This window comes from Anianabacter salinae (assembly GCF_019061145.1).
Lineage (GTDB): Bacteria > Pseudomonadota > Alphaproteobacteria > Rhodobacterales > Rhodobacteraceae > Anianibacter > Anianibacter salinarum.
Map to the genome: position 1 here is coordinate 194,611 of NZ_JAHQZS010000003.1, position 25,040 is coordinate 219,650.

Here is a 25,040-nt window from a genome sequence, read left to right on the forward strand (position 1 = left end):
GGGACGCTTTGACAGCGCCGCGCGCTGCGGTCAGAGTGATGTCATCAACCAACAGGGAGCTCCCCATGTTCGCACGATTTCTCGCCTCGGCGGCAGCGCTTGCGCTGACCTCTGGCGCGGCGCTGGCCGACTACCAGCTGACCGTCCTGCACACCAATGACTTCCACGCGCGGTTCGAGCCGATTTCGGGCTTCGATTCGGGCTGCTCGGAAGAGGATAACCAGGCTGGCGAGTGCTTTGGCGGCTCGGCCCGTCTGGTCACCGCCATCACCGACGCCAAGGCGCGGTCGAACAACTGGATCCTCGTGGACGGCGGCGACCAGTTCCAGGGCACCTTGTTCTACACCTATTACAAGGGCGCGCTTGCGGCCGAGATGATGAACAAGATGGGCTACACCGCGATGACCGTGGGCAACCACGAATTCGACGATGGCCCCGAGGTTCTGCGCGGCTTCGTCGATACCGTCGACTTCCCCGTCCTGATGTCGAACGCCGATGTCAGCGGCGAGCCGCTGCTGGCCGGTGCAATCCAGAAATCGGTCGTGATCGAGCAGGGCGGCGAGCGCATCGGCCTGATCGGCCTGACCCCGCAAGACACCGACGAGCTGGCCTCGCCCGGTCCCAACGTGATCTTCACCGATCCGTCCGATGCCGTTCAGGGCGAGGTCGACAAGCTGACCGCCGATGGCGTCAACAAGATCATCGTGCTGTCGCACTCGGGCTTTGCCGTTGACCAGCGCGTTGCCGAGAACACCACCGGGGTCGACGTGATCGTCGGCGGCCACTCGAACACGCTTCTGGGTGACATGGAGGGTGCGGCCGGGTCCTATCCGACCGCGGTGAACGGCGTGCAGATCGTTCAGGCCTACGCTTACGGCAAGTTCCTGGGCGAGTTGAACGTGACCTTCGACGACGACGGCAACGTGACCGAAGCTTCGGGCGCGCCGCTTCTGATGGACGCAGCGGTGACCGAGGACGAAGCCACCAAGGCGCGCATCGCCGAGGCCGCAGCGCCGCTCGACGAGATCCGCAACCGCGTCGTCGCCGAGACCGCAGCGCCGATCGAAGGCGGGCGCGAGGTGTGCCGCGCGATGGAATGCTCGATGGGCAACCTTGTCGCCGACGCCATGCTGGAACGCGTGGCCGGACAGGGCATCCAGGTCGCCATCGCCAACAGCGGCGGTCTGCGCGCGTCCATCGACGCGGGCGAGGTCACCATGGGCGAGGTCCTGACGGTGCTGCCATTCCAGAACACGCTGTCGACCTTCCAGGTCTCGGGTGAGTCGCTTGTCGAGGCACTCGAGAACGGTGTCAGCCAAGTCGAAGAGGGCGCTGGCCGCTTCCCGCAGGTCTCGGGCATGAGTTTTGCCTTCGATCCTACGGCAGAGCCGGGCAGCCGCGTGTCTGATGTCATGGTCGACGGCGCGCCGATCGATCCGGCCGCGACCTATGGCGTGGTCTCCAACAACTACGTCCGCAACGGCGGCGACGGCTATCGGATGTTCGTCGATGCGATGAACGCCTACGACTTCGGCCCCGACCTGGCCGATGTGACGGCAGAGTATCTGGCCGCGAACGGCCCGTATGAGCCCTATACGGATGGCCGCATCACCATGAAGTAAGACAAGCTTCCCCCGGCGGTCCTGCCGCCGGGGGACGATTTCCTGACAGGAAATCGGAACAAATCCTTTGCAACGATTTGGCCGCGCAAGGTGGCAGCGTTCATCGCAAAGGCCCATTCCGTTGCGCGCTGCCACGCCCTATATTCGGCGCATGGACCATCCCCTGATCGACCTGATCTCTGCGAAGATCCGCGAGGCCGAGGCGCGCGGCGATTTCGACAACCTGCCGGGCGCAGGTAAGCCCCTGCCGAAGGTGAGTGATCCCGACAACGCAGTGCTGCACCGTATCCTTCAGGAGAATGGGGCGGTGCCGGAATTGGTGTCGCTGTCGCGCGAGCTGGCCCGGTTGCGCGCGGAATTGCGCGAGACGGGTGACCGCACAGAGCGCAAGCGCATCGTCACAGAGATGTCGATGACCGAGGTCAGGATCGAGATCGCGCGGCGGAGGGGCTGATCCGATGTGCGGCCGCTTTGTCCTGACCCTGCCCGACGACGAGATGGCGCGCCTGTTCGGCGCTGCGCCCGCGAACGACCTGCCGCCGGTGCCCAACTTCAACATCTGCCCCACCAACCGGGTGCATGCCGTCGTCAGCGACGGCGCTCAGCGGCGCCTGACCGCGATGCGCTGGGGATTTCTGCCGCACTGGTACAAGACGCTCACGGATGGCCCGTTGCTCATCAACGCGCGGGCCGAGACCATTGCCGAGAAACCGGCGTTCCGGGCCGCCTGCCGCGAACGGCGCTGCATCCTGCCCGCCACCGGCTTTTACGAATGGACCAAGGACGACGCGGGCAACCGCCTGCCGTGGTACATCCGCCCCGCAGACGGCGCGCCCATCGCCTTTGCCGCTGTCTGGCAGCTGTGGGAGCGCGGCGAGGAGCGGCTGGTCACTTGCGCCATCGTCACCACCGGGGCCAATGACGCGATGTCCGCGATCCACCACCGGATGCCCGTGACGCTGGCGCCGGATGACTATGCCCTGTGGCTGGGCGAGGACGGCAAGGGCGCTGCGACGCTGATGAGCTCGGCGCCCGAGGACCGCTTCGTCTTTCACAGGGTGGATGCGAAGGTGAATTCGAACCGCGCGCACGGCGCCGATCTGATCCAGCCACTGGTGGCCTGACCGCCCGCTGTTTGCCTGACCGCAGGCGCGGCAAAAAAATGACCGCCAGTGCGGCGGCCATCCAGTCAGGGAGGACTCGTTACTTCACCAAAACCTGCGAGGGCGGGCGTTTTCTGCGCTCTTGCCCTGAAGTAACGTACCGCGAGAATGCGGCGTGAATGTGGCAACTGTATCAGTTCCATGACACTCGGCGCGTGTCCGGTGCCATTGTCCTTGGGTCTTACGGCTTGGGCGGGGCGCCGCCCTCGAAGCGGTTTTCCTGCGCGTAGTCGCAGGGGGCTTCCTGCATCGACAGGTGCAGGGCATCGCCGGTGTAGGGATGCGCGCGGGCCAGCGCCTCGTCCACATCGATGCCAAGCCCGGGGCCCTGCGGCGCGCGCACATGCCCCGCCTCGACCCGGATGCTGCCCTTGATGAGCGCGTCGTGGAACGGCGTGGCGATGGTCTCGGCCAGCAGGAGGTTCGGGATCGCTGCCGACAGGTGCAGGTTCGCGGCCCATTCCACGGGTCCGGCATAGAGATGCGGCGCGACCTGCGCGCCGAAGGCTTCGGCCACGGCGGCGATCTTGCGGCCCTCCCAGATACCGCCCGCGCGCCCAAGTGCCGGTTGCAGGATCTCGACCCCGCCCGCACGCAGAAGCGTGGCGAATTCGGCGCGGGTCGTGGCGCGTTCGCCGGTGGCCAGCGGGATCCGCACCGCCGCAGCGACGCGGGCGAAATCCAGCGGATTGTCCGGCGGGATCGGTTCCTCGAACCACAGCGGCAGGTAGGGCTCCAGCGCCTGCCCCATGCGGATCGCGCCTGCGGGGGTGAACTGGCCGTGGGTGCCAAAGAGGATGTCTGCGCGGTCGCCCACCGCTGCGCGCACGGCCCTGCAGAACCGCACCGACCGCGAGATGTCGCTCATCGACGGCATGTGCCCGCCGCGGATGGTGTAGGGGCCTGCGGGGTCCATCTTGACGGCGGTCCAGCCATCCTTGACCGCGCGCGCGGCGGCCTCGGCCGTGCGGTCGGCATCGTTCCAGAAGCCGCCGATGTCGGGGTCGTCCGGCTCGGGGTAGAGGTAGGTATAGGCCCGGATGCGGTCGTTCATCAGCCCGCCCAAGAGCGCCCAGACCGGGCGGTCGCGGTCCTTGCCGAGGATGTCCCAGCAGGCGATTTCCAGCCCAGAGAACGCGCCCATCACCGTCAGGTCAGGGCGCTGGGTGAAGCCGGCGGAATAGGCGCGGCGAAACATCAACTCGATGTTCTCGGGGTTCTCGCCCGCCATGTGCCGCTCGAACACGTCCGAGATCACCGAGCGCATGGCATCCGGGCCGACCGAGGCGGCATAGACCTCGCCCCAGCCGGTGATGCCGGTGTCGGTCGTGAGTTTGACGAGGATCCAGTAGCGCCCGCCCCAGCCGGGAGCGGGGGGCGCGGTAACGATGATATCGAGGTCTGCCAGCTTCATGCGGTCACTCGAACACGATGACGTTGCGCTTGGCGCCGCCTGCCCGTGTGTCGGCGATAGCCTCGTTGATCTGGTCGAGCGTCCATGTCGCCGACACCAGCTCGTCCAGCTTCAACCGGCCCTGCTGATAGAGTTCCACCATCCACGGAATATCGCGCTGGATCACGACGTCGCCCATCTTGGACCCCAGCATCTGTTGCCCGGTGTAGGCCGCGATCACCGGCTCATAGCTGGTGGTCTGGCCGGAATGCGGCATGCCCACCATGGTCATCTTGCCGTGGTTGGCGAGATAGCGCATTGCGGTGTCATACGCCTGGATCGCGCCCACGGTGACAAAGACATGGTCCGCGCCGCGCCCGATGATGTCCATCGCGTCGCGCCAGGGCTTTTCGCCGGTCGCCAGCACCCCTGCCGTCGCGCCGAACTCGTGCGCCATCGCCAGCTTGCCTTCGGTCATGTCGACGGCGATGACGTGCGACGCGCCCGCCAGCCGCGCGCCCTGGATCGCGTTGAGGCCGACCCCGCCCGCGCCGATCACCACCGCCGACTGGCCGGGACGCAAGCCCGCCGTATTCACCACCGCGCCGATGCCGGTGATGACGCCGCAAGCCAGTGTGGACGCGGATGCCATCGGCAGGGTGCCGGGGATCTTCACGATCTGGCTGGTGTCCACGACCACCTTTTCGGCAAAGCAACCCGACCCCAGCCCCTGTTCAAGCGGCGTTCCGTCCTTGCCCGTATAGCGCGACAGCCGGTCAAAACCGGTCTCACAGGTGGCGGGATGACCGCCGTGGCAGGACGGACAGGTGCCGCAGTTGCGCAGGAAGGTGACAAGGACCGTGTCGCCTGTCGCATAGGCCGTCACGCCCGCGCCCAGCCGCGTGATCCGCCCAGCCGCCTCGTGCCCGTAGACCGCTGGCAGGTAGCCGCCCCATCCGCCTTCGGCCAGCGAGATGTCGGAATGACAGATCGCGCAGGCGGCCAGTGTGACCTCGATCTCGTTCGGACCGGGATCGGCGAGGGTGATGTCCTCGATGGTCAGCGGCGCGCCGAAGTCGCGGCAGACGGCGGCGCGGATCGTGCTTGGCATGATGTCGAGACTCCCCCTCGTTTCGCCGGACAGTGCCGGGGTGTGCCCGGCCTTGCAAGCAGTCCGAGTGTCGGCCTTCAGTGCGATCAAGGTGCGCCCTGCGGGCGCGAGACATGTCTCGGGGTCTTCGCTACGCTACGCCCCCTCGGGCAGGGGGCTCTGCCCCCGCCGCGCGTGCCGCGCGACTCCCCCGGAGGTATTTGGGGACCAAAGATGTCAGGGGGTGCGGGCCGCCCTGGCGAAGGCGCGCGCATCGGCCGGGGCGGTGCCGAGGCTCGCCTCGGGCGTGAACAGCGCGGACAGGTCCTGATCGGGCCAGCGCGCGGCGGCAAGATCGGGCAGCGGCGTGCCGCTGGTCTGCACCTGCTGGCACAGCGCCTTGACCTCGGCCTGCGCCTCGGGGCGGGGCATGTGCCGGGCGAGCGCGAAGGACAGCGCCTCGGCATGGATGAGGCCGGTGCCGTCGTCGATCCCCGCCCGCATCCGGGCGGTGTTGGCGGTGAGCGTTCGGGCAAGGTCGGTGGCGGTCGTCAGCGCGGTGCCGAGGCCCATGCACATCTGCGGGAGCGTCATCCATTCGGTGAACCACGCCGTGCCGTCGCGCTGCTGGCGGTGGATCGCGGCGCCCTGCATCGCGCTGTTGAGCGCAACGGTCTGCCGCGCCAGCGCCGACAGGAGCGTCGGCTGGATCGGGTTCGATTTCTGCGGCATCGTCGAGGATCCGCCGCCCTGTCCCAGCGTGACCTCTCCAATGCCGGACTGGGTGAGCAGGATCAGGTCCTCGCCCATCTTGCCAAGCGCGGTGGCGGTGTCGGTCATCCAGGCAGCGAAGCCGGTCAGCCGGTCACGTTCGGTGTGCCAGGTTGCGCCGGGATCGGACAGGCCAAGTTCCTCGGCCAGACGGGCGCGGACCTTCGGGCCATCCTCGCCCATCGCGGACAGGGTTCCGGCGGCGCCCGACAGGCTGACCGTCAGAAGCGCGTCCCGGACGGCGGGCAGGCGGGCGCGCAGGCGCAGGAGCGGGCGGCCCCACTGCGCCACGACTGCCCCGAACGAGGTGGGGGAGGCGACCTGCATGTAGGTGCGTGCGGCCATCGGCGTGCCTTCATGCTGCTCGGCCTGGTCGGCGAGCGCGTGCAGCAGCGCGGACAGCCGCGTCTCGTAAAGCGCGATCACCTGCCGTAGCCGCAGGACCAGGCCGGTGTCCATGATATCCTGCGACGTGGCGCCCCAATGGGCGTATTGCGCATGGTCGGGCGCGCCGATTTCCTTGCGGAAGGCCGAGACAAGCGCGGGCACCACGACGGCGCTGCGGCCTGTCTCCTCGGCCAGCGCCGCGGGGTCGATCTGCGCCTCGAGGCTGGCGCGGTGGATCGCCTTGGCCGCTGTCTCGGGGATCATCCCGTGCGCGCCCTGCGCCTTGGCCAGCGCGCCCTCGACCAGCAGCATCGCGCGCACCTCGGCGGTGTCCGAGAACAGCCTTGCCGTCTCTTCGTCGCGGAACAGGTCGCGGTAGATCGCGCTGTCGAAGACGCTGGCGGCCATCAGGCGGCTGCCAACCCGAGGATCTGCCTTGCCTGCTGGGCCGTCGCCACGGCGCGGTCGTATTTCTCGCACAGGTCGGTGACGCGCTTGACCAGTGCGGCGTTCGACGGCGCGAGCGCGGTCTTGTCGAGGCGGATGTTGTCCTCAAGGCCCGTCCGCGCATGGCCGCCCATCGACACGCACCATTCGTTCAGGACGATCTGGTTCGGGCCAATCCCCGCCGCGCACCACTGGGCATCGGGGGCCAGCCGTTTCACCGTCTCGATGTAGAAATCGAACGTCGGCTTGTCGGCGGGCATCGCGTTCTTCACACCCATGACGAACTGGATGTAGAGCGGACCCTTGAGCCGCCCGTCGGCGGCCATCTTCGCGGCCTGGTGGATGTGCGACAGGTCGAACGCCTCGATCTCGGGCTTGATGCCGTATTCGAGCATCTCGGACGCCAGCCAGTCCACCAGATCGGGGCTGTTTTCATAAACGCGGGTGGGGAAGTTGTTCGACCCCACGGTGAGCGATGCCATGTCCGGTCTCAGCGGCAGCATCCCGCCGCGTTCGCGCCCGGCACCCGACCGCCCGCCGGTCGAGAACTGGATGATCAGGCCGGGGCAGTGCTTTTCGAGGCCCTCCTTGAGGGCGGCGAAACGGTCGGGGTCCGAAGTCGGTGTCTGGTCATCGTTGCGGACATGGGCGTGGCAGATGCTCGCGCCCGCCTCGAACGCCTCGTGCATCGATTCGACCTGTTCGGACACCGTGACGGGAACGGCGGGGTTGTCCTCCTTGCGGGGCAACGAGCCGGTGATGGCGCAGCAGATGATGCAGGGGGTATCGGTCATGGGATGTCTTTCGCGATGCGGTCGAGGAGTGCGGCCAGCCTATCCGGCGCCGCGAAGAAGGGCGAGTGCGAGGTGGGCAGGTCGTGGACGGTGCCCGGGGGCCAGCCATCGGTCATGGCGACCTGAGCGGCATAGGGAATGGCGCGGTCTTCGGTGCAGCGGATGTAATGGCGCGGCAGATCGGCGGGCAGGGGTTTGGCCGGGGCCTGTGAGGGTTTCACGGGCTGCGGGCGGATGTGTTTGCGGGCGAAAGCCACCGTTTCGGGCGGGCAGTCTGCGTAGAACACCGGCACATGCGCGTCCTCGGCAAAGGTGAAGGTCTGGCGGTCTTCGGACATCACGGTTGCTGCCTGAAGTGCCTCGCAGCCGTGGGTCTTGCGCAGGGACGCGCCGCTTTCGCCGGGCTTCGGCGCCCAGGCGGCGAGGTAGACGATCCCGCGTATGTGCGCAGCGTCCGTGGCGGCGGCTTCGGTGATCGTCAGACCGCCCAGCGAATGGCCGACGAGGATCGAGGGCGTCGCGCATGCGGCAAGCGCCGCCTGCGCATAGGAGTCCAGGTCGATGCCATCTGTCGGTGTCAGGTCGTCGCCCATCCCCGGCAGGTCGATGGCAACGACATCGTGGCCCGCTGCGCGCAGCGGGCCGATGACGTCGCGCCAGCAAAAGGCGCCGTGGCAGGCGCCGTGGATCAGGACCAGCCGCGCCATCACAGGTCGAGGAACACGGTTTCCCCGTCGCCTTGCAGCACGATGTTGAACGTGTACTGCCCGTCGCCGGTTTTCCTGGCGATCAGGGTGGACACGCGCTGGCGTTGTTCGATCCGTGCCAGCAGCGGGTCGCTGTCGTTGTCCTCGTCCTCGAAGTAGATGCGGGTGGACAGGCCGATGTTGATGCCGCGCGCCACGATCCAGACCGAGATGTGCGGCGCCTGCGTGCCGCCATAGCGCATCGGCGTGCGGCCCGGTTTGACGGTGCGCAGGGTGAACTTGCCGGTCTCCTTGTCGGCGGCGAAGCGGCAGAAGCCGTTCACCTTGGGATCGGCGCCGGGCTGGCCGGGATAGAGGCCCGCCGCATCCGCCTGCCAGCTTTCCAGCATCGCGTCGCGCAAGGCCCAGCCAGTGCCGTCGATCACCTCGCCGGTGATGGTGACGATCTCGCCCGCCGCGCCGTCCTCGATCGGTGAGACGCCAAGATCGACCGGGTAGATCGAGGTGATGCCGGTGAAGGACGGGATACAGCCGATATGGACGTAAGGCCCGCCGGTCTGCGACGGGGTTTCCATCAGGGTGGTCAGTTCCTGTGTCATCTTACATCCCTTCCAGCTTGTTCTCGAACATCGTCTGGCGGTTGCCGCGCAGGACGATGTCGAACTTGTAGGCGAGGTAATCCATCGGGCGCGATCCCTGCATGTCGAGCGGGGCGACCAGCCGGTCGAGCTGGCTGCGCGACTTGATCGTCGCGGCGATGGGGCACAGGTCGATCAGCGGATCGCCCTGGAAATACATCTGGGAAATGAGCCGCTGGCCGAAGGCGTGGCCGAAGATCGAAAAGTGGATGTGCATCGGCCGCCAGTCGTTCGCGCGGTTCGGCCAGGGATAGGCGCCCGGGCGGATCGTCAAGAACTCGTAGAACCCGTTGTCGTCCGTGATCGTGCGCCCGCAGCCGCCGAAATTGGGGTCGAGCGGCGCAAAGTAATTGTCCTTGACGTGGCGATAGCGCCCGCCGGCGTTGGCCTGCCAGATTTCGACCAGCGTATTCGGCACGGGGCGCGCATTCTCGTCCAGCACCCGGCCATGAACGCGGATGCGCTCGCCCACGGCGAGGCCTTCGCCTTGGGTGTAGTTCACGATCAGGTTGTTGTCGTGCTTGCCCAGGATGCCGTGGCCGAAGGTCGGGCCGGTTTCCTCGGAGATGGTCGATTCCATCGAAAGAAGCGGCCAGCGCGGGCTGCGCGGCACGGCGGTCTTGTAATCGACATCATAGGCAGGCGGGTGCGCCGCGCGGTTGCGCGGGATGAGCGGCCCGTGGTCCATCAGTCCTGTCCCTCCATTTCGGCATAGGTCTCTTTCGCGATCTTGATCGCGTGGTTGGCGCGCGGCACGCCCGCGTAGATCGCGACGTGCAGAAGCGCCTCGATCACGTCGTCCTTGCTGGCGCCGGTGTTGGCGGTGGCGCGGATGTGCATCGCGACTTCCTCGTGGTTCCCCAGCGCGGCCAGCAGCGCGATGGTCAGCATCGAGCGTTCGCGCGGGCTGATCGTGTCGCGCGACCACACAGAGCCCCAGGCGGATTCCGTGATGAGGGTCTGGAACGGCTCGTCGAAGGCGGTCTTTTTCGCCTCGGCGCGGTCGACGTGGGCGTCGCCAAGGACGCGGCGGCGGGTCTTCATGCCATCGTCGAAACGGGTCATGTGCGGCGCTCCGATCCGGTTTCCGGTGCTGCGCACCGGACCGGCCGGGGGCTCTGCCCCCGGACCCCCGGAGGTATTTGGAGACCAAAGATGGCAGCAGGTGCCGGGGCGGTGAGGGGGCGATCAGGCATGGCCGGTGTCCTTGATGAATTTCGTCAGCACTTCCGCATATTCGGCGGGGTTCTCGACGCAAGGCAGATGGCCCGCGCCGCGGATCAGGTGAAAGCGGCTGCCCTTGATGAGATCGGCGGTCTCGCGCACGAGATCGGGCGGGGTCGAGCCATCCTCGGAGCCGGCGATGGCGAGGGTCGGCAGGGTCAGGCTGGCAGTGGTGGTGTAGAAATCGGTGCCCGAGATCGCAGCGGAGCAGCCGATGTAGCCCTCGGCGGGGGTGCGGGTGAGCATGTTGCGCCACGCCTCCAGCGCGGGCGTCCGGCGGAACGATTTGGAGAACCACCGCTCCATCACCGGGTCGGCCAGTGCCTCGATCCCGCCGTCGCGGACGCCGTCGATGCGTTGTTGCCACATCTCGGGCGTACCGATCCGGGCGGCGGTGTTCGAGATCACCATGGCGCGCACGAGGTCCATGCGTTTCACCGCCAGCCCTTGCGCGATCATGCCGCCGATGGACAGCCCGACCAGCAGGCAGTCCTTGACGGTCAGGTGATCCAGAAGCTGTTCCAGATCGCTGACCAGTGCGCCCATCGCGTAGGGCGCGGGCGGGCAGGACGACAGGCCATGGCCGCGCTTGTCGTAGCGGATGATCCGCAGGCCCTTGGGCAGTAGCGGGAGCACCTGGTCCCAGAGCCGCAGGTCCGTGCCCAGCGAATTGGCGAAGACCACCGGCGCGCCGGACGGATCGCCGTCCTCGCGGTAATGGATATTTGTGTCCTTGAGTTCGGCGATCTGCATGGCGGTCTCCTCCGGTGTGCGGGGCCGGATCAGTAGGGCAGCCCCACGTAGTTCTCGGCCATCACCGTCTGCGCTGCAACCGACGCTTCAAGCTGTTCCAGTTCGGTTTCCTGGATGCGCTGGTCGAAATCGGATTGTTCCGGGAAGCGGTGCATCAGCGTGGTGAACCACCACGAGAAGCGGATCGCGCCCCAGACCCGGGCCAGCGCCTTTTGCGAATACTGTTCCAGCCCGCTGTCGTCGCCGTGCCGGAAATGCGCGACGAGCGCATCGGCGGCGTATTTCACGTCGCCGATGGCGAGGTTCAGGCCCTTGGCGCCGGTGGGCGGCACGATATGGGCGGCATCGCCGCACAGAAGCAGGCGACCCCAGCGCATCGGCTCGGCCACGTAGGACCGCAAGGGAGCGAGCGATTTCTCGATCGACGGGCCGGTGACGAGGCGATCTGCGGCCTCTTCGGGAATGCGGCGTTTGAGTTCGTCCCAGAACGCGTCATCCGTCCATTTCTCGATCGGATCATCGACCGGGGCCTGCACGTAATAGCGCGACAGGTTGGCGTTGCGCATCGAGCAGAGCGCGAAGCCGCGGCTGTGGTTGGCGTAGATCAACTCGTGATCGACGGGCGGCGTTTCCGACAGGATGCCGAGCCAGCCGAAGGGGTAGACCCGTTCGTACTCCTTCAGCACGTTCGCAGGCATCGAACGGCGCGAGACGCCGTGATACCCGTCGCAGCCGATGACAAAGTCGCAGTCGACGCGGCGTTCGGTGCCGTCCTTGTGGTAGGTCACGTAAGGCGCGGTGCTGTCCAGCGCGCGGGGCGTGACGCCTTCCGCTTCGTGGATCACGATGCCGTCCATCGCGTCGCGGGCCTTGTAGAGATCCGATGTCACCTCGGTCTGGCCGTAGACCATGACCTGCTTGCCGGTGGTCTTGTGGAAATCGACGCGGAAGCCGCGGTTCTGCAAGGCGAGGTATGTTCCGGTATGGGGAAAGCCCTCGGCGTCCATGCGCGGGCCGATCCCGGCGTCGCGCAACAACTCGACCGAGCCCCATTCCAGCACTCCCGCGCGAATGCGGCTGAGCACATAGTCCCGCGTGCGGCGTTCGAGGACGACGGTGTCGATCCCTGCCTTGTGCAGCAGTTGGCTGAGAAGCAGTCCCGACGGGCCACCGCCGATGATACAGACCTGTGTGCGCATGAAATGTCTCTCCCTACATGCATCTTTGCAGCAAGGTAGTTGTCATTGTCAACTATCAAGGGCAGGACCGCGCGGAATTGCGATCCGGGTGACGCGGCCGGGGCGGGCGCGTTTCATCCACAGGCCCAAAGGCGGGTGCCGGACAGGGCCGCGTGCAGGCCCTGATGCGGGGAAAGTGCAAGCGGCGCGCAGTGCTGTCCGGGCGGCTGCTTGCGCAGCGCCACGGGGCAGGGACAGCCGGATTGCGGGTTTAGGCCGAAAGGCGGATGGCTGGTGTAATGGCCAGCGGCGGGTGCGCCAAGGGGCTTGGATTGCAGGTTCCGATGAGAGGCGTGATGCGAGAACATTCCTTCGCGCTGGCAGTGGGTTACGGTGCGCAATTGGCATCATTTCCGGGGGCGTCATGGCCACCCGTCACCACTGGAAAGCCCCCCTTGAACGGGCAAGGTCGCGCAGGGCTTGCACCAGCCGGAAGGCCCCGGTTCAGCCCGCTCGCCTGGCGGAGGGGCGCTGGTGCGGCGGGCCGCAATGTGCGAAACGGACAGGCCCATCCGTCCTCGATCCCGTGGCGGTGACAGCCCTCATGCTACCGGACGTTGCGTCAGGTTCCGTCCCCGTACTTTTCCACAGCGGCGGCAAAAAGCGCCGGGTCGACGTTGCCGCCCGAGGCCACCGCGATCACCGTGTCGCCCGTCACCGCGTCGGGGTGATAGAGCGCCGCTGCAAGGGCGACCGCGCCGCCGGGTTCCAGCACGATCTTGAGCCGCAGGAAGGCAGCGGCCATGGCACGCAGGCAGTCCTCGTCGGGCACGGCGATGCCGGGGCCGCACCGGGCGTGCATGATCGGGAAGGTCAGGGTGCCGGGCGCGGGCGTGACGATGGCGTCGCAGATCGAGCCGCTCAGGCGGGCGTTCCGCTCGATCCGGCCTGAGGCGAGCGAGCGCGCCACATCGTCGAAGCCCTCGGGCTCGACCGGGCGGGCGCGCAGACCGGGGGCGCGATCCGCCAGCGCCAGCGCGATGCCCGAGGTCAGTCCGCCGCCCCCGCAACAGACCAGCACGTCAGCGGTGGTGACGCCCAACTCGGTGGCCTGGGCGGCGATTTCCAGCCCGGCCGTGCCCTGACCCGCGATCACCTGCGGATCGTCATAGGGCTTGACCAGCACGAGGCCGCGTTCCTCGGCCAGGGCCGCGCCGATGGCGTCACGGTCCTCAAGGGCGCGGTCATAGAGGATCACCTCGGCGCCGAGTGCACGGGTGTTGGCGATCTTGAGGGCGGGGGCGTCCGACGGCATCACGATCACGGCGGGTACACCGTGTTCGCGCGCGGCATGGGCGACGCCCTGCGCGTGATTGCCCGACGAATACGCGATGACGCCGCGCGCCCGCGTGTCCGGGTCCAGCGCCGACAGGGCGGACCAGCCGCCGCGAAACTTGAACGATCCGGTATGCTGCAGGCATTCAGGTTTCACGAAGACGCGGCGCCCGGCGATCTGGTCGAGAAACGGCGACGACAGCAGCGGCGTGCGCCGCACCTTGCCGGCCAGGCGGATCGCGGCCGCCTCGATCATCTCGATGTTCATAGGCCGGCCAGCCAGGAGCGGATGGTCTCGATCGCCTCGGGCTCGTCGAGGAACGGAATATGCCCGCGCCCCGGCACTTCGGCCTGGATCAGATCGGGGCGACGGCGGCACATTTCCTCGACGGTGGCGGGCGACAGAAGGTCCGAATTCGCGCCTCGGATCACCGCGAGCGGTAGGCCGTCCATTGCGTCGAACAGGGGCCACAGATCGACGGGACCGGCGGCATTGGCCACATCGAACGCGTCCTTTAGGCGCGGGTCGTAGTTGATGTTCAGACCGGTGTCTGTCTCGACGGTGTGGCGCGCGGCCTCTTCCGCCCAGCGACTGTCCGGCACGCCCTCGAAATCGGGAAATGCGCCGGGCAGTGCGGCGGCCAGCTCACTGCGGGTGGCGGCGCGCGGGCGCTGCCCGACATAGGACGAGATCCGGTCCAGCCCCGCCTGGTCGATCACGGGGCCGATGTCGTTGAGGCAGACGCCCTGCAGCCGCGCCTTTGACGTGGCGGCCAGCATCATCGCGATGATCCCGCCGCGCGAGGTGCCGATGACGGCGGCGCTGTCCAGTCCAAGGTGATCCAGCAGGCTGACGATGTCGCGCGCCTCGACCGGGACCGTGTAGGTCTCTGGGTCGGCCCAGTCGGATTTGCCGCGCCCGCGATAGTCGGGGCGGATCAGGCGCACATCGGGCAGGTAGGGCGCGAGATAGTCAAAATCGCTGGCATTGCGGGTCAGGCCCGGCAGGCACAGGACCGGGCGGCCCTCTCCCTCGTCGAGATAATGGAGCGTCAGTCCATCGGCGCTTTCATAGGTCGGCATCAGAGCCCCTTGGTCAGGTCGGGAATGGGGGAAAGATCGGTCAGGATGTGGTCCGGCGTCCAGGGCAGGCGGTCGACAGGCTCGCCCGCGCGGTTGACCCATGCGGTCACGAACCCGAAACCCTTGGCGCAGGCGGCGTCCCAGCCGTTCGAGGAGACGAACAGCACCTCGTCCACCGCGACGCCCATCCGTTCAGGCACAAGGCGGTAAACCGAGGCATGTGGCTTGAACACGCCCACATCCTCGACCGAGATCACGTCGTCGAGGAACTCGGCCAGCCCGGCGCTTTGCACCGCACCGTCCAGCATGTCGGGCGAGCCGTTGGACAGGATCGCGGTGGCAAAGCCTTCGGATTTCAGGGTCGCCAGCATCCCCGGCACTTCGGGATAGGCGGACAGCTCGAAATAAAGCGCCAGCAGCCGCTCGCGCAGCGCGGCGTCCTCCAGACCGGAAGCCTCCATCGCCCAGTCCAGCCCGTCCTGCGTGACCTGCCAAAAGCCCGTATGCGCGCCCGTCACCGCGCGCAGCCAGCTGTATTGCAGCTGTTTCAGGCGCCAGTCGGCGGCCAGTTTCGGCCAGACCTCGGCCAGCGCCTCGTTGCCCGGCTCGGCGGCAGCCTCGCGGGCGGCGGCAGCCACGTCGAACAGCGTCCCGTATGCGTCAAAGACGCAAGCCTTGATGTTCATGGGGTCCTCCTGCCTGTCGCACCGGACATTGGCAGAGCGGGCGGCGCTGGAAAAGCCGTTTCCCGCAGATGCCCGGCCCACCGGGTTTACATCAGGACATGAGCCCTTACCTTGGGGAGGCATTCGCGGGCACCCGCCGAGACTGGCGGCCTCGCTTCATTCACCCCGACATCAAGGAGACTCCAATGACGCAGGTCAAAGCCGGCGACAAGGTTCGCATGCACTACACAGGAACGCTGGAAGACGGCACCACATTCGATTCCAGCGCGGGCCGCGAGCCGCTCGAATTCACCGTCGGATCGGGCGAGATCATTCCCGGCCTCGACAACGCGGTGCCCGGCATGGTGCCCGGCGACACCAAGAAGGTGACCGTGCCGCCGACGGAAGCCTACGGAGAGCATGACCCGGCGCGCGCCCAGACCGTGCCGCGCGACCAGATCCCCGACCACATCCCGACCGAGGTCGGCACGCAGTTGCAGCTTCAGACGCCGGACGGGCAAACCGTTCCCGTCGTGGTCGCGGATGTGAACGAGGCAGAGGTCACGCTTGACGCCAATCACCCGCTGGCGGGCAAGGCGTTGGTCTTCGACGTGGAACTGGTCGAGATCGTCTGATCGCGCTTCACGCGTCTTCGGGTTGCGCGGTGCGCCGCGCAGCCCGCACCGGCCTGCCCGCACCGGCCTGCGGATCAGCTGCGGCGCAGGCGGATGACCACGTCGACCTTCGAGATGGTCATGCCTTCGGGCGGCTCGGGCAACTGCGCGATATCCAGCTGATCGGCTGGCGCGTCGGTCAGCCGCCCCTCGTCTTCCCAGAAGAAATGCGGGTGATCGTCCATCCGCGTATCGAAATAGGACTTGGTCCCCTCGACCGTGACTTCCTGCATCAGCCCGGCGTCGCAGAACGCGCGCAGGGTGTTGTAGACGGTCGCAAGCGAGACCTTGTCGCCCGACTGCGATGTCGCGGCGAACAGGCTTTCCGCCGTCACATGCCGGTTGTGCCCGTCCCCGACAAGCAATGCGGCCAGCGTCACGCGCTGGCGTGTCGGCCGCAGGCCCGCGCGCGACAGCCACTGCGTGCCGCGTTCGACCTGATCTTCCGATGGGGTGCTCATTGCGAAATCTTCCATGATCGCTGCACATATAGGGCGTTCAGGGCGGGAATTTCAAACATAATTCGACGTCACCCGAACCGTCCGCGTTCGGTCCGCCATATTGCAGGGCCAGAGCGGGCAGTCTGCTTGCCACGTCTCGCCGCGCGGTGATAGACCCTGCTGGACCAAGGGACACGGCGATCCGGGAGACCGCACCGCATGGCAGACTATCCGACCAGCTTCGGCAAGGACGACCTTTTGAAGTGCGCGCGGGGCGAATTGTTCGGCCCCGGCAATGCGCAGCTTCCCGAACCGCCGATGCTGATGATGGACCGCATCACCGACATCTCGGGCGACGGCGGCGCGCACGGCAAGGGTCATGTCGTGGCCGAATTCGACATCACGCCGGACCTGTGGTTCTTCGAATGCCATTTTCCGGGCAACCCGATCATGCCCGGCTGCCTTGGCCTTGACGGGCTGTGGCAGCTGACCGGCTTCAACCTGGGCTGGCGCGGCTGGCAGGGGCGCGGCTATGCGCTGGGCGTGGGCGAGGTCAAGCTGACCGGCATGGTGCGCCCGGACCGCAAGATGTTGACGTATTACGTCGATTTCACCAAGGCGGTGCAGACCCGCCGCCTGACCATGGGCGTCGCCGACGGCCGGGTCGAGGCGGACGGCGAAACCATCTACCAGGTCAAGGACATGAAGGTCGCTCTTTCCGAGAGCTGACCCGCGACAAGGAGAATCCCCCATGCGCCGCGTCGCCATCACAGGACTGGGCATCGTCTCGTCCATCGGCAATTCCGCGAGCGAGGTCACCGCCTCGCTGAAAGCGGGCACGTCCGGCATCGTCCGGGCCGAGGACTACATCGAGCGTGGCTTTCGCAGCCAGGTTAAGGGGGCGATCGACATCGACGTCTCCGAGCAGATCGACAAGCGGCTACTGCGCTTCATGGGGCCGGGCGCGGCCTATTCCTACATCGCCATGCAGCAGGCCATCGCCGACGCAGGGTTGACCGAGGCCGAGGTGTCGGACCCGATGACCGGCCTGATCGCCGGTTCGGGCGGGCCTTCGACGAGCGCGATGTTCGACGCGCACCAGATCGTTCTGGAAAAGGGTGCGCCCAAGCGCATCGGCCCCTTCGCGGTGCCGAAATGCATGTCGTCCACGGTGTCGGCGAACCTGTCGACCGCCTACAAGATCAAAGGCGTGAATTTCTCGATCACCTCGGCCTGTTCCACGTCGCTGCACTGCATCGGCATGGCGGCGCAACAGATCATGCTCGGCCAGCAGGACGTGATGTTCGCGGGCGGCGGCGAGGAACTGGACTGGACGCTGTCGTGCCTGTTCGACGCGATGGGCGCGATGTCGTCCAAGTTCAACGACGATCCCGCGCGGGCCAGCCGCGCCTTCGACGTGGCGCGCGACGGCTTTGTCATCTCGGGCGGCGGCGGCATGGTCGTGCTGGAAGACCTTGAGCGGGCGAAGGCGCGCGGCGCGCCGATCTACGCCGAGATCACCGGCTTCGGCGCCACCTCGGACGGGCACGACATGGTTGCCCCGTCAGGCGAGGGCGGCGAACGGGCGATGCGCACGGCCCTGCGCACGCTGCCCGAGGGACGCCGCGTGAACTATATCAACGCGCACGGCACCTCGACCCCGGTGGGCGATGTCGGCGAGGTCGAAGCGGTGCGCCGCGTCTTCGGCCAGGGCACGACGCCGCCGATCAGTTCGACCAAGTCGATGACCGGGCACGCGCAGGGGGCGGCGGGCGCGCTTGAGACGATCTTCTGCCTTTTGATGATGAAGCATGACTTCATCGCGCCGTCGATCAACGTCGAGACGCTCGACCCCGCGCTCGATCCTTCCGAAATCGCAACCGAGACGGTCGAGGCCGCAAGCCTCGACACGGTGATGACCAACAGCTTCGGCTTTGGCGGCACCAACGGGTCGATGTTGCTCAGCAAGTATGACGGGTGACGCGCCATGGCTGATCTGATGATGGGCAAGCGCGGTCTGATCATGGGCGTCGCCAACGACCGCTCGATCGCCTGGGGCATCGCCAAGGCCATGGCCGCCGAGGGGGCGGAACTCGCGTTCACCTACCAGGGCGAGGCGTTCGGCAAGCGCGTGCAGCCTTTGGCAGAAAGCGTCGGCTCGTCGATTCTGGTGGATTGCGACGTGCTGGACGACGCCAAGATGGACGAGGCGTTCGAGACGCTGAAGCAGACCTGGGGCCGGCTTGATTTCGTGGTCCACGCCATCGCCTATTCCGACAAGGCGGAACTGACCGGGCGGTTCATCAACACCACCCGCGACAACTTCAAGCATTCGCTGACGATCTCGTGCTATTCGCTGATCGACGTGGCGCGGCGGGCCCGCCCGCTGATGACGGACGGCGGCACGATCCTGACGCTGACCTACCAGGGGTCCAACAAGGTGACGCCGTATTACAACGTCATGGGCGTGGCCAAGGCGGCGCTGGAATCCACCGTGCGCTATCTTGCGAACGATCTTGGCCCCGACAACATCCGCGTCAACGCGGTCTCGCCCGGCCCGATGAAGACGCTGGCGGGCGCGGCCATCGGCGGCGCGCGCAAGACGTTCAAGCACACCGACCTCAACGCGCCGCTGCGCGCCAACGCGACGCTCGACGCGGTGGGTGGAACGGCGGTGTATCTGGCCAGCGACTATGGCGCCTGCACCTCCGGCGAGATCATCCACGTCGATGGCGGTTACCACGTTCTCGGCATGCCTCAGCCGGAAAACCTCTGATCGCGGAGTCTTCATCGACCCGTGCGGCGATTGCCCCCTAGGCTCGCGCCCATGACCACACCGACACGGCGCATGATTCTGGCGGGGCTGGGCGCATCGCTCGCGGCCCCGGCGCTCAGGGCACAAGGCACGCCTGACCTGTCCGCCGCCTTCACGCGGGCGGGCGAGATGGAACAACTTTGGTCGCTTGCCGTCGCGCAGGGCGGCGAGGTGCTGAAGGCGCAGGCGTTCCGCGGCCCCGCACTCGACGTGCCCGTGAACATCAAGTCCGTCTCGAAATCCATCATCTCGGCGCTTGTCGGCATTTCCATCGGGCACGGCGAAGTGTCGGGCGTCGATCAGCCCATCGCCCCGATCCTGGCGCGCTGGGTGCCGCGCCGTGCCGATCCGCGTGTCCGCGCGATCACGGTGGGCGATCTTCTGACCATGCGCTCGGGCCTGACGCGGCTGTCGGGCGCGGCCTATGGCGACTGGGTCGAGGGCACGCACTGGATCTATGACGCGCTGTCGGAACCGATGGTCGCCGAACCCGGCACCGACATGCTCTATTCCACCGCCAGCTATCACATGCTGGGCGCGGTGCTGATGGAGGCGACGGGGCAGAACCTGCTAAGCCTCGCGCGCGACCGGCTGGGCGTGCCGCTGGGCATCGAGATCCCCGCCTGGACGCAGGACCCCTCGGGGCGCTACCTCGGCGGCAACGACATGCGCCTGTCGCCAGAGGCGCTGATGAAACTGGGCGAGACATACCGGCAGGGCGGGTTCTGGGGGGGCACCCAGGTGATCCCGACGGACTGGATCACCCAAAGCTGGACGCCCCGCACCCGCAGCCCGGAATCGGGCCACGAATACGGCTATGGCTGGTATGCATTTCAGCCCACCGGATGGGACACTCGCTATGCGCGGGGCTATGGCGGGCAGATGATCTGGGTCGTACCGGACCTGCGCCTGACGGTCGTGGCCACCTCGGACGCCTCCCGCCCGGCGGGCGAGAGCGAGGGGCATTTCGGCGCGCTGAACGCGCTTTTGGCCGAGGCTGTGCTGCCGGTCTTCGCGCCCTGAGCGGGGCCGGGCGGCGTCAGTTCAGCGTCGCGTCGAACTCGATCACGTTGCGCTCGCCGGTGGTGGCCGGGGCGACGAGGATCTTGGCGTTCGAGATACCGGGGCCCGAGAATTCGATCGCCTGGTCCAGCAGCTCGTCCGCCCCTTGCGTCACGGGATAGCCGTTGCTGTTCAGCTGCTCTTCCCAGTCGGCGAAGAGATCGTCGATGTCGGCGCCCGTCGCGATCGAGAACATCCGCACGGTCGAGCCGATGGCGCGGTCGGTGACGACCTCGGCGTCATCGGGAAGGGTCAGAACCTCGGGGATCCAGTCCTGCAGCCGCTCGTCCGAGACGACCGCCGAAGCGGAGAAGACAAGGCACGCGGCCAGTAACACCTCCGCCGCCCGAAAGCGCGGCAGGATGGATCGCAAGTTGGCAAGCGGCCGCCGGGGGTTGGCGACGGCCACGGCGGCGGTGGCGGGGGGGTGAGGAAACGCTGTCATACCCGGAAAACTATGGGAAGATGCCGCGCGATCAAGGCCATCGGCGTGAACTTGCCGGAGGGAGCGGTAGTTCGCCGTAGCGCGAGTCAACACAATTTAGAATTGCGTCGGAGAACGTTCAAACGAGTTTGGCGCGACTGTTGCTGAGAGTGAAGACCAGGTGACGCGAAGTCTTGAAACGCAGTCAATCAGTCCTCTCATTCATCTCCACCCCGTCTAAAGGCGACGGTATCGTAAAAGTCCCTTTGAGTTGCCTCAAATCGGTCTCTGAATGGACGCGTCAGATTGTGCACTCGCTCCACGCTCTCAGTGATCTGTTTGCCATTCGGGTTCTTCGCTGCTGCGACTTTCCAAATGGCAATTGCTGTTATCGCCCATATGGCCACTTGGTCAGAGAAAATTCGGCAAACGTGTGCACCAACGAGTGCCTCAAGTTCCTCTGCTTGCCTATTGCGTCTATCATGCACTAGGTCCAATGCTGTTACATCGGCATGCAGCAGATGACTTTGGAGGCCAAACGCATGCTCAATTCCACGTATCATTGAAAAGTCGAGAATATCTGGTGGGGTTTCCTTTAGTTTTCTAACTAGGATAGAAAACGACCAGCGTTGCTCGGTGTCCCTTCGCTCCTTCTTGTTGCCATCATGAAAATTGAAGATTTTGTCATCTTCCAAGGCCGCAAGAATTTCGCTTTCGAACTTGCGACCATTAGCTTCGCCTACGGTGCGAGCGAGGCTAGCCTTCAGTCGGCGCTTGTTGGCTTGCACGTCGCGAAATGCATTTGCGAAATCCTCGACTGCCGCGTCTCGCTCGTCTCCTTGCAAACAACAGAGATACCAAATCTTGACATTGGCCTCATAGAACGAGCGCAGGATCATCTCTGCGTCCCAGATTAAGTTCGAACTGACCAGGTAGGAAACTGTCTGACTGCGTTCTGATTGGTATTTGACGAGATCCCACAGTGTAGCTCCAATAAGAGTTGACCGATCAATGCGATCTTCAAAAATCTTGGCTATGCTGTCTCGAGAAATTGATACGCTTGCAAGCGTGGCATCTTGAATCTCGTTCAATTCTTTTGAAAAACCATGCTTCATCTTCTTTAGATATCCATAGACTGAAATGTGTCCCGATAAGTTCAAGAAAGTTTAGAATTGGGAAACCTAAAGGCGGATGTCTGCTAGGCTGAATGCGAGTGCGGCACTCGCTGCCTCAGTTCAATGACCGGTTTGCTCCGCCCCCCACTCAAAACCACTGCCCCGGCTCCATCAACCCCAGCTTCATCAACTGCATCGAGTTCCAGTCGAAGCGGGTCGAGTTGTGCCATTTGAACTTGCCGATGTCGAAGGTGGACCCGGCGTTCATCTTCAGGGCCTTGGCCGTGCGGAATGAACAGACCGTCGCGGTGATGTTGTTGTGCCAGGGGCAGGCGTAGGTGTTGTATTCCTCGTCGGAAAACGTGTGGTTGCCGCGCAGGGTCAGGCCCGGCTTGGCGCGGAACAGCGACACCCGGTCGATCTTGCGCTTCTCGGGCGGGATATGCTCGTCAAAGCGCCAGCGCAGCCCGCCGAAGAAATCCAGTTGCCGGTCCATCGGGTGATCGTGCGGGCCGCCTTTGCGGGCCAGCGCGTAGTATCCCGTGCGGTCAAGCCAGGCGTCGCGCAGGTTCACCGCGTTGGGGTTCTTCGACAGGTCGGACGCGTACAGGTCGATCACATAGGTCAGCATCGCTCCGCGTCGTTCTTCGGCGTGGAAGGCGAGCATCTCGGCGACGCTGCGCGTCTCGCAGAACGGGTAGTACAGGTATTCGGCGTTATAGCAGTAGTAGAGCCAGATATCCCCGGCAGCGGCGATCACACGGTTGACCGCGGCCTGCAGCGCCCCGGCGACGACGATGTCGTGGTCGATCCGTTGCACCTCTTCCTCGATCAGGCGCGACAGCTCGATCGTGGGCGGCGCGAACAGCAGCACCTCGACGAAACCGGCGTCGAGATGGTGGCGCACGGTGCTCTCGATCTCGACCAGATCCTCGCAGAAGACCATTGCGACCGGCCCCTTCGCCAGGGCCGCCGTGCCGGTCTTCAGGAACTCATCGAGGCTGGCGTAGCGCATGGCGGTGTCTTTCGGGGTCGTTCGGACGGAGTGCGGGGCGCAGTTTGACCGCACGCCCGGGATTTTCAAGCGTTGCACCCAAGGGGCTTCTCGGATACGCCACGGCCCTTGAACGCGAACGGGAGCACAGGCGCAATGTCGGACCCGAAAAAGCTGTATATCAAGACCTATGGCTGTCAGATGAACGTCTATGACAGCGAACGCATGGCCGAGGCCATGGGCGCGTCGGGATACGTCACCACGGACACCGCGGAAGACGCCGACATGATCCTTCTGAACACCTGCCACATCCGCGAGAAGGCGGCGGAAAAGGTGTATTCCGAGCTTGGCCGCCTGAAGCCGCTGAAGGACGCGCGCCCCGATCTCAAGATCGGCGTGGCGGGCTGTGTCGCGCAGGCCGAGGGCGAAGAGATCATGCGCCGCCAGCCGCTGGTCGATCTGGTGGTCGGGCCGCAAAGCTATCACCGCCTGCCCGCGATGGAGGCCGCCGTTGCGGGCGGTGCGCGCGCGCTCGACACCGAGTTTCCCGAAGAAGACAAATTCGACCGCCTCGCCGCACGCCCCAAGGCGCGGCGCGGGCCGACGGCGTTCCTGACGGTGCAGGAAGGCTGCGACAAGTTCTGCGCCTTCTGCGTCGTGCCCTACACGCGCGGGGCCGAGGTGTCGCGCCCGGCGGACCGTGTGCTGACCGAGGCGCGCGGGCTGGTCGAACGCGGGGTGCGCGAGATCACGCTTCTGGGCCAGAACGTCAACGCCTATCATGGCGCGGGTGCTGGCGGTGACTGGACGCTGGCGCGGCTGATCCGGGCGTTGGCCGAAATCGACAGGCTGGAGCGCATCCGCTTCACCACCTCGCATCCGAACGACATGGGCGATGACCTGATCGCCGCGCATGGCGATTGCGACAAGCTGATGCCTTACCTGCATCTTCCGGTGCAGTCGGGGTCCGACCGCGTGCTGAAGGCGATGAACCGCAAGCACACCGCCGGCGACTACCTGCGCCTGATCGAGCGGATCCGCGCCGTGCGGCCCGATATCCTTTTGTCGGGCGACTTCATCGTCGGCTTTCCCGGTGAGACGGAGGACGACTTTCAGGACACGCTGCGGCTGGTGCAGCAGGTGCGCTATGGCCAGTGCTATTCCTTCAAATACTCGCCGCGCCCCGGAACGCCTGCCGCCGAGCGGTCCTTCGTGGATGCAGACACCGCGTCGGATCGTTTGGCCCGGTTGCAGGAACTGCTGACCCGCCAGCAGCGCGAGATCCAGAACGCGATGGTCGGGCGCACGGTCAAGGTGCTGTTCGAGAAGGCGGGGCGGATGCCGGGCCAGATGGTCGGCAAGTCCGAATACCTGCACGCCGTCCATGTCACCGGCAGCGGCGCGGCGGCGGGGGATATCCTGCCCGTCCGCATCGTCGAGAGCGGCCCCAACTCGCTGGCCGGTGTTCCCGCGACCGCCTGATCGTCTCGGTCCAAACCCCACATCTTGTGGCGCGCTGCACCCCGTGCCGCAGCGCGCATCCGTGCATTGAAGTCACGCCCGCCTTAATTGCGCCATATGTGGTGAAAACATCTTCACACAACCACCATGTTTGCTATCATGCCCCAAATCATGTGAGGCAGATGGACCGACCGGTGATATCCGGGGTCGCTGTGCAACTGGGCAAAGGGTATTTCGATGGGCAAGGTCAGCAGCGCGTTCGGCGGATGTATCGCAGCCGCAGCAGTCGTGTTCGGGCTATTCGCCGCCGGGGCTCAGGCGCAGGGGGTGAATCGCACGGTCATCGGCGAGGCCTATGTTCCGACGATCTGGGTCGATCCCGACGGGTGCGAGCACTGGGTCATGGACGACGGCTGGGAAGGCTTCATGACACCCCATGTCACCCGCCAGGGCATTCCGGTCTGCCGCCGGGGCAACACCTGCGGCGTGCTGAATTCGGATGTTCTTTTCCAGACGGGCAGCTTCCGGCTCAGCCAGCAGGGGGCGGCCTATCTTCAGAACTTCTTCGGCAGCGCGCGCGCGACGTCCTACGTCATTGCCGGGCACACCGATGCCCGTGGCAGCGACGAATACAACATGCGCCTTTCGGTCAACCGCGCCAATTCGGTGGCGCAGGTCGCCGCCTCGACAGGGGCGCGGATTGCCGACGTGCGCGGCTATGGCGAGCGGGTTCCGCTTGCGCCCAACTCTTCGGCGCAGGGGATGGCCCAGAACCGCCGCGTCGAGATCATCTGCATTCGCTAGG

The 25,040-nt window shown here is 66.0% G+C and carries 27 protein-coding genes; 10 read left to right on the top strand and 17 right to left on the bottom strand.

Annotated features, from left to right (window positions below; genetic code table 11):
- The first annotated feature begins 65 nt into the window (after positions 1-65).
- From KTJ87_RS09910 to KTJ87_RS09920, 3 genes are all read left to right on the top strand, one after another.
- Positions 66-1,622 carry a bifunctional metallophosphatase/5'-nucleotidase gene (locus KTJ87_RS09910; protein WP_267138959.1) on the top strand — a complete coding sequence of 519 codons (1,557 nt, stop codon included), beginning with the start codon at positions 66-68 and terminating at the stop codon, positions 1,620-1,622.
- Between the two features lie 151 nt (positions 1,623-1,773).
- Positions 1,774-2,076 (top strand): DnaJ family domain-containing protein, encoded by a 303-nt coding sequence (locus KTJ87_RS09915; protein WP_267138960.1) that lies wholly within the window; start codon positions 1,774-1,776, stop codon positions 2,074-2,076.
- A 4-nt stretch (positions 2,077-2,080) separates the two neighbouring features.
- On the top strand, positions 2,081-2,746 hold the full coding sequence (locus KTJ87_RS09920; protein ID WP_267138961.1) for an SOS response-associated peptidase: 666 nt from the start codon (positions 2,081-2,083) through the stop codon (positions 2,744-2,746).
- 220 nt (positions 2,747-2,966) lie between these two features.
- Here KTJ87_RS09920 and KTJ87_RS09925 read toward each other — a convergent pair whose 3' ends face one another.
- The 13 genes from KTJ87_RS09925 to KTJ87_RS09985 form a co-directional block, all read right to left on the bottom strand.
- Complete coding sequence (locus tag KTJ87_RS09925; RefSeq protein WP_267138962.1) at positions 2,967-4,199, bottom strand: mandelate racemase/muconate lactonizing enzyme family protein; 1,233 nt, start codon at positions 4,197-4,199, stop codon at positions 2,967-2,969.
- Positions 4,200-4,203: 4 nt separating this feature from the next.
- On the bottom strand, positions 4,204-5,289 hold the full coding sequence (locus KTJ87_RS09930) for a Zn-dependent alcohol dehydrogenase (RefSeq protein WP_267138963.1): 1,086 nt from the start codon (positions 5,287-5,289) through the stop codon (positions 4,204-4,206).
- 216 nt (positions 5,290-5,505) lie between these two features.
- A complete protein-coding gene (locus KTJ87_RS09935) occupies positions 5,506-6,834 on the bottom strand; it encodes a class-II fumarase/aspartase family protein (RefSeq protein ID WP_267138964.1) in 1,329 nt (442 codons plus the stop codon).
- Positions 6,834-7,667 (bottom strand): BKACE family enzyme, encoded by an 834-nt coding sequence (locus KTJ87_RS09940; protein WP_267138965.1) that lies wholly within the window; start codon positions 7,665-7,667, stop codon positions 6,834-6,836. The genes KTJ87_RS09935 and KTJ87_RS09940 overlap by 1 nt, the downstream gene beginning before the upstream one ends.
- Positions 7,664-8,374 carry an alpha/beta fold hydrolase gene (locus tag KTJ87_RS09945; RefSeq protein ID WP_267138966.1) on the bottom strand — a complete coding sequence of 237 codons (711 nt, stop codon included), beginning with the start codon at positions 8,372-8,374 and terminating at the stop codon, positions 7,664-7,666. The genes KTJ87_RS09940 and KTJ87_RS09945 overlap by 4 nt, the downstream gene beginning before the upstream one ends.
- Complete coding sequence (pcaG, locus tag KTJ87_RS09950; protein WP_267138967.1) at positions 8,374-8,973, bottom strand: protocatechuate 3,4-dioxygenase subunit alpha; 600 nt, start codon at positions 8,971-8,973, stop codon at positions 8,374-8,376. Before pcaG ends, KTJ87_RS09945 begins: the two co-directional genes overlap by 1 nt.
- A 1-nt stretch (position 8,974) precedes the next feature.
- Positions 8,975-9,700 carry a protocatechuate 3,4-dioxygenase subunit beta gene (gene pcaH / locus KTJ87_RS09955; RefSeq protein WP_267138968.1) on the bottom strand — a complete coding sequence of 242 codons (726 nt, stop codon included), beginning with the start codon at positions 9,698-9,700 and terminating at the stop codon, positions 8,975-8,977.
- Positions 9,700-10,077, bottom strand: a complete 378-nt coding sequence (pcaC, locus tag KTJ87_RS09960; protein WP_267138969.1) for a 4-carboxymuconolactone decarboxylase — start codon at positions 10,075-10,077, stop codon at positions 9,700-9,702. Before pcaC ends, pcaH begins: the two co-directional genes overlap by 1 nt.
- A gap of 123 nt (positions 10,078-10,200) precedes the next feature.
- Positions 10,201-10,989 (bottom strand): 3-oxoadipate enol-lactonase, encoded by a 789-nt coding sequence (gene pcaD, locus KTJ87_RS09965; protein WP_267138970.1) that lies wholly within the window; start codon positions 10,987-10,989, stop codon positions 10,201-10,203.
- A gap of 29 nt (positions 10,990-11,018) precedes the next feature.
- Entirely contained in the window at positions 11,019-12,188 is a 1,170-nt protein-coding gene (gene pobA, locus KTJ87_RS09970; protein WP_267138971.1) for a 4-hydroxybenzoate 3-monooxygenase, read from the bottom strand.
- Positions 12,189-12,789: 601 nt separating this feature from the next.
- Positions 12,790-13,770: a threonine ammonia-lyase gene (locus tag KTJ87_RS09975; RefSeq protein ID WP_267138972.1), complete on the bottom strand. Its 981-nt coding sequence runs from the start codon at positions 13,768-13,770 to the stop codon at positions 12,790-12,792.
- On the bottom strand, positions 13,767-14,585 hold the full coding sequence (locus KTJ87_RS09980) for an alpha/beta fold hydrolase (protein ID WP_267138973.1): 819 nt from the start codon (positions 14,583-14,585) through the stop codon (positions 13,767-13,769). Before KTJ87_RS09980 ends, KTJ87_RS09975 begins: the two co-directional genes overlap by 4 nt.
- Entirely contained in the window at positions 14,585-15,271 is a 687-nt protein-coding gene (locus tag KTJ87_RS09985; protein WP_267138974.1) for a haloacid dehalogenase type II, read from the bottom strand. The genes KTJ87_RS09980 and KTJ87_RS09985 overlap by 1 nt, the downstream gene beginning before the upstream one ends.
- A gap of 185 nt (positions 15,272-15,456) precedes the next feature.
- Here KTJ87_RS09985 and KTJ87_RS09990 point away from each other — a divergent pair, with 185 nt between their 5' ends.
- Complete coding sequence (locus KTJ87_RS09990) at positions 15,457-15,885, top strand: FKBP-type peptidyl-prolyl cis-trans isomerase (RefSeq protein WP_267138975.1); 429 nt, start codon at positions 15,457-15,459, stop codon at positions 15,883-15,885.
- A 74-nt stretch (positions 15,886-15,959) separates the two neighbouring features.
- On the opposite strand, the gene irrA is transcribed toward KTJ87_RS09990, so the two are convergent.
- Positions 15,960-16,385, bottom strand: coding sequence for an iron response transcriptional regulator IrrA (gene irrA, locus KTJ87_RS09995; RefSeq protein WP_267138976.1), 426 nt, complete (start codon positions 16,383-16,385; stop codon positions 15,960-15,962).
- A gap of 198 nt (positions 16,386-16,583) precedes the next feature.
- On the opposite strand from irrA, the gene fabA reads away from it, so the two are divergent.
- The 4 genes from fabA to KTJ87_RS10015 are packed head-to-tail and all read left to right on the top strand — an operon-like array spanning position 16,584 to position 20,202.
- The gene (fabA, locus tag KTJ87_RS10000) at positions 16,584-17,093 is read left to right on the top strand and encodes a bifunctional 3-hydroxydecanoyl-ACP dehydratase/trans-2-decenoyl-ACP isomerase (protein WP_267138977.1); all 510 of its coding nucleotides are present in this window, start codon (positions 16,584-16,586) and stop codon (positions 17,091-17,093) included.
- Positions 17,094-17,115: 22 nt separating this feature from the next.
- Positions 17,116-18,345 carry a beta-ketoacyl synthase N-terminal-like domain-containing protein gene (locus tag KTJ87_RS10005; RefSeq protein ID WP_267138978.1) on the top strand — a complete coding sequence of 410 codons (1,230 nt, stop codon included), beginning with the start codon at positions 17,116-17,118 and terminating at the stop codon, positions 18,343-18,345.
- 6 nt (positions 18,346-18,351) lie between these two features.
- A complete protein-coding gene (locus tag KTJ87_RS10010) occupies positions 18,352-19,140 on the top strand; it encodes an enoyl-ACP reductase FabI (protein ID WP_267138979.1) in 789 nt (262 codons plus the stop codon).
- A gap of 51 nt (positions 19,141-19,191) precedes the next feature.
- The gene (locus tag KTJ87_RS10015) at positions 19,192-20,202 is read left to right on the top strand and encodes a serine hydrolase domain-containing protein (protein WP_267138980.1); all 1,011 of its coding nucleotides are present in this window, start codon (positions 19,192-19,194) and stop codon (positions 20,200-20,202) included.
- Between the two features lie 16 nt (positions 20,203-20,218).
- Here KTJ87_RS10015 and KTJ87_RS10020 read toward each other — a convergent pair whose 3' ends face one another.
- The 3 genes from KTJ87_RS10020 to KTJ87_RS10030 all read right to left on the bottom strand — a co-directional run bounded on the left by KTJ87_RS10020 (position 20,219) and on the right by KTJ87_RS10030 (position 22,795).
- Positions 20,219-20,686: a hypothetical protein gene (locus KTJ87_RS10020; protein WP_267138981.1), complete on the bottom strand. Its 468-nt coding sequence runs from the start codon at positions 20,684-20,686 to the stop codon at positions 20,219-20,221.
- A 197-nt stretch (positions 20,687-20,883) separates the two neighbouring features.
- Positions 20,884-21,780 (bottom strand): DUF5677 domain-containing protein, encoded by an 897-nt coding sequence (locus tag KTJ87_RS10025; protein ID WP_267138982.1) that lies wholly within the window; start codon positions 21,778-21,780, stop codon positions 20,884-20,886.
- A 148-nt stretch (positions 21,781-21,928) separates the two neighbouring features.
- Complete coding sequence (locus KTJ87_RS10030; RefSeq protein ID WP_267138983.1) at positions 21,929-22,795, bottom strand: glycosyltransferase family protein; 867 nt, start codon at positions 22,793-22,795, stop codon at positions 21,929-21,931.
- A gap of 135 nt (positions 22,796-22,930) precedes the next feature.
- Between KTJ87_RS10030 and miaB the strand changes: the two genes are divergently transcribed.
- Complete coding sequence (gene miaB, locus KTJ87_RS10035; RefSeq protein WP_267138984.1) at positions 22,931-24,256, top strand: tRNA (N6-isopentenyl adenosine(37)-C2)-methylthiotransferase MiaB; 1,326 nt, start codon at positions 22,931-22,933, stop codon at positions 24,254-24,256.
- A 216-nt stretch (positions 24,257-24,472) separates the two neighbouring features.
- Positions 24,473-25,039, top strand: a complete 567-nt coding sequence (locus KTJ87_RS10040) for an OmpA family protein (protein WP_267138985.1) — start codon at positions 24,473-24,475, stop codon at positions 25,037-25,039.
- The last annotated feature ends 1 nt before the right edge of the window (position 25,040 follow it).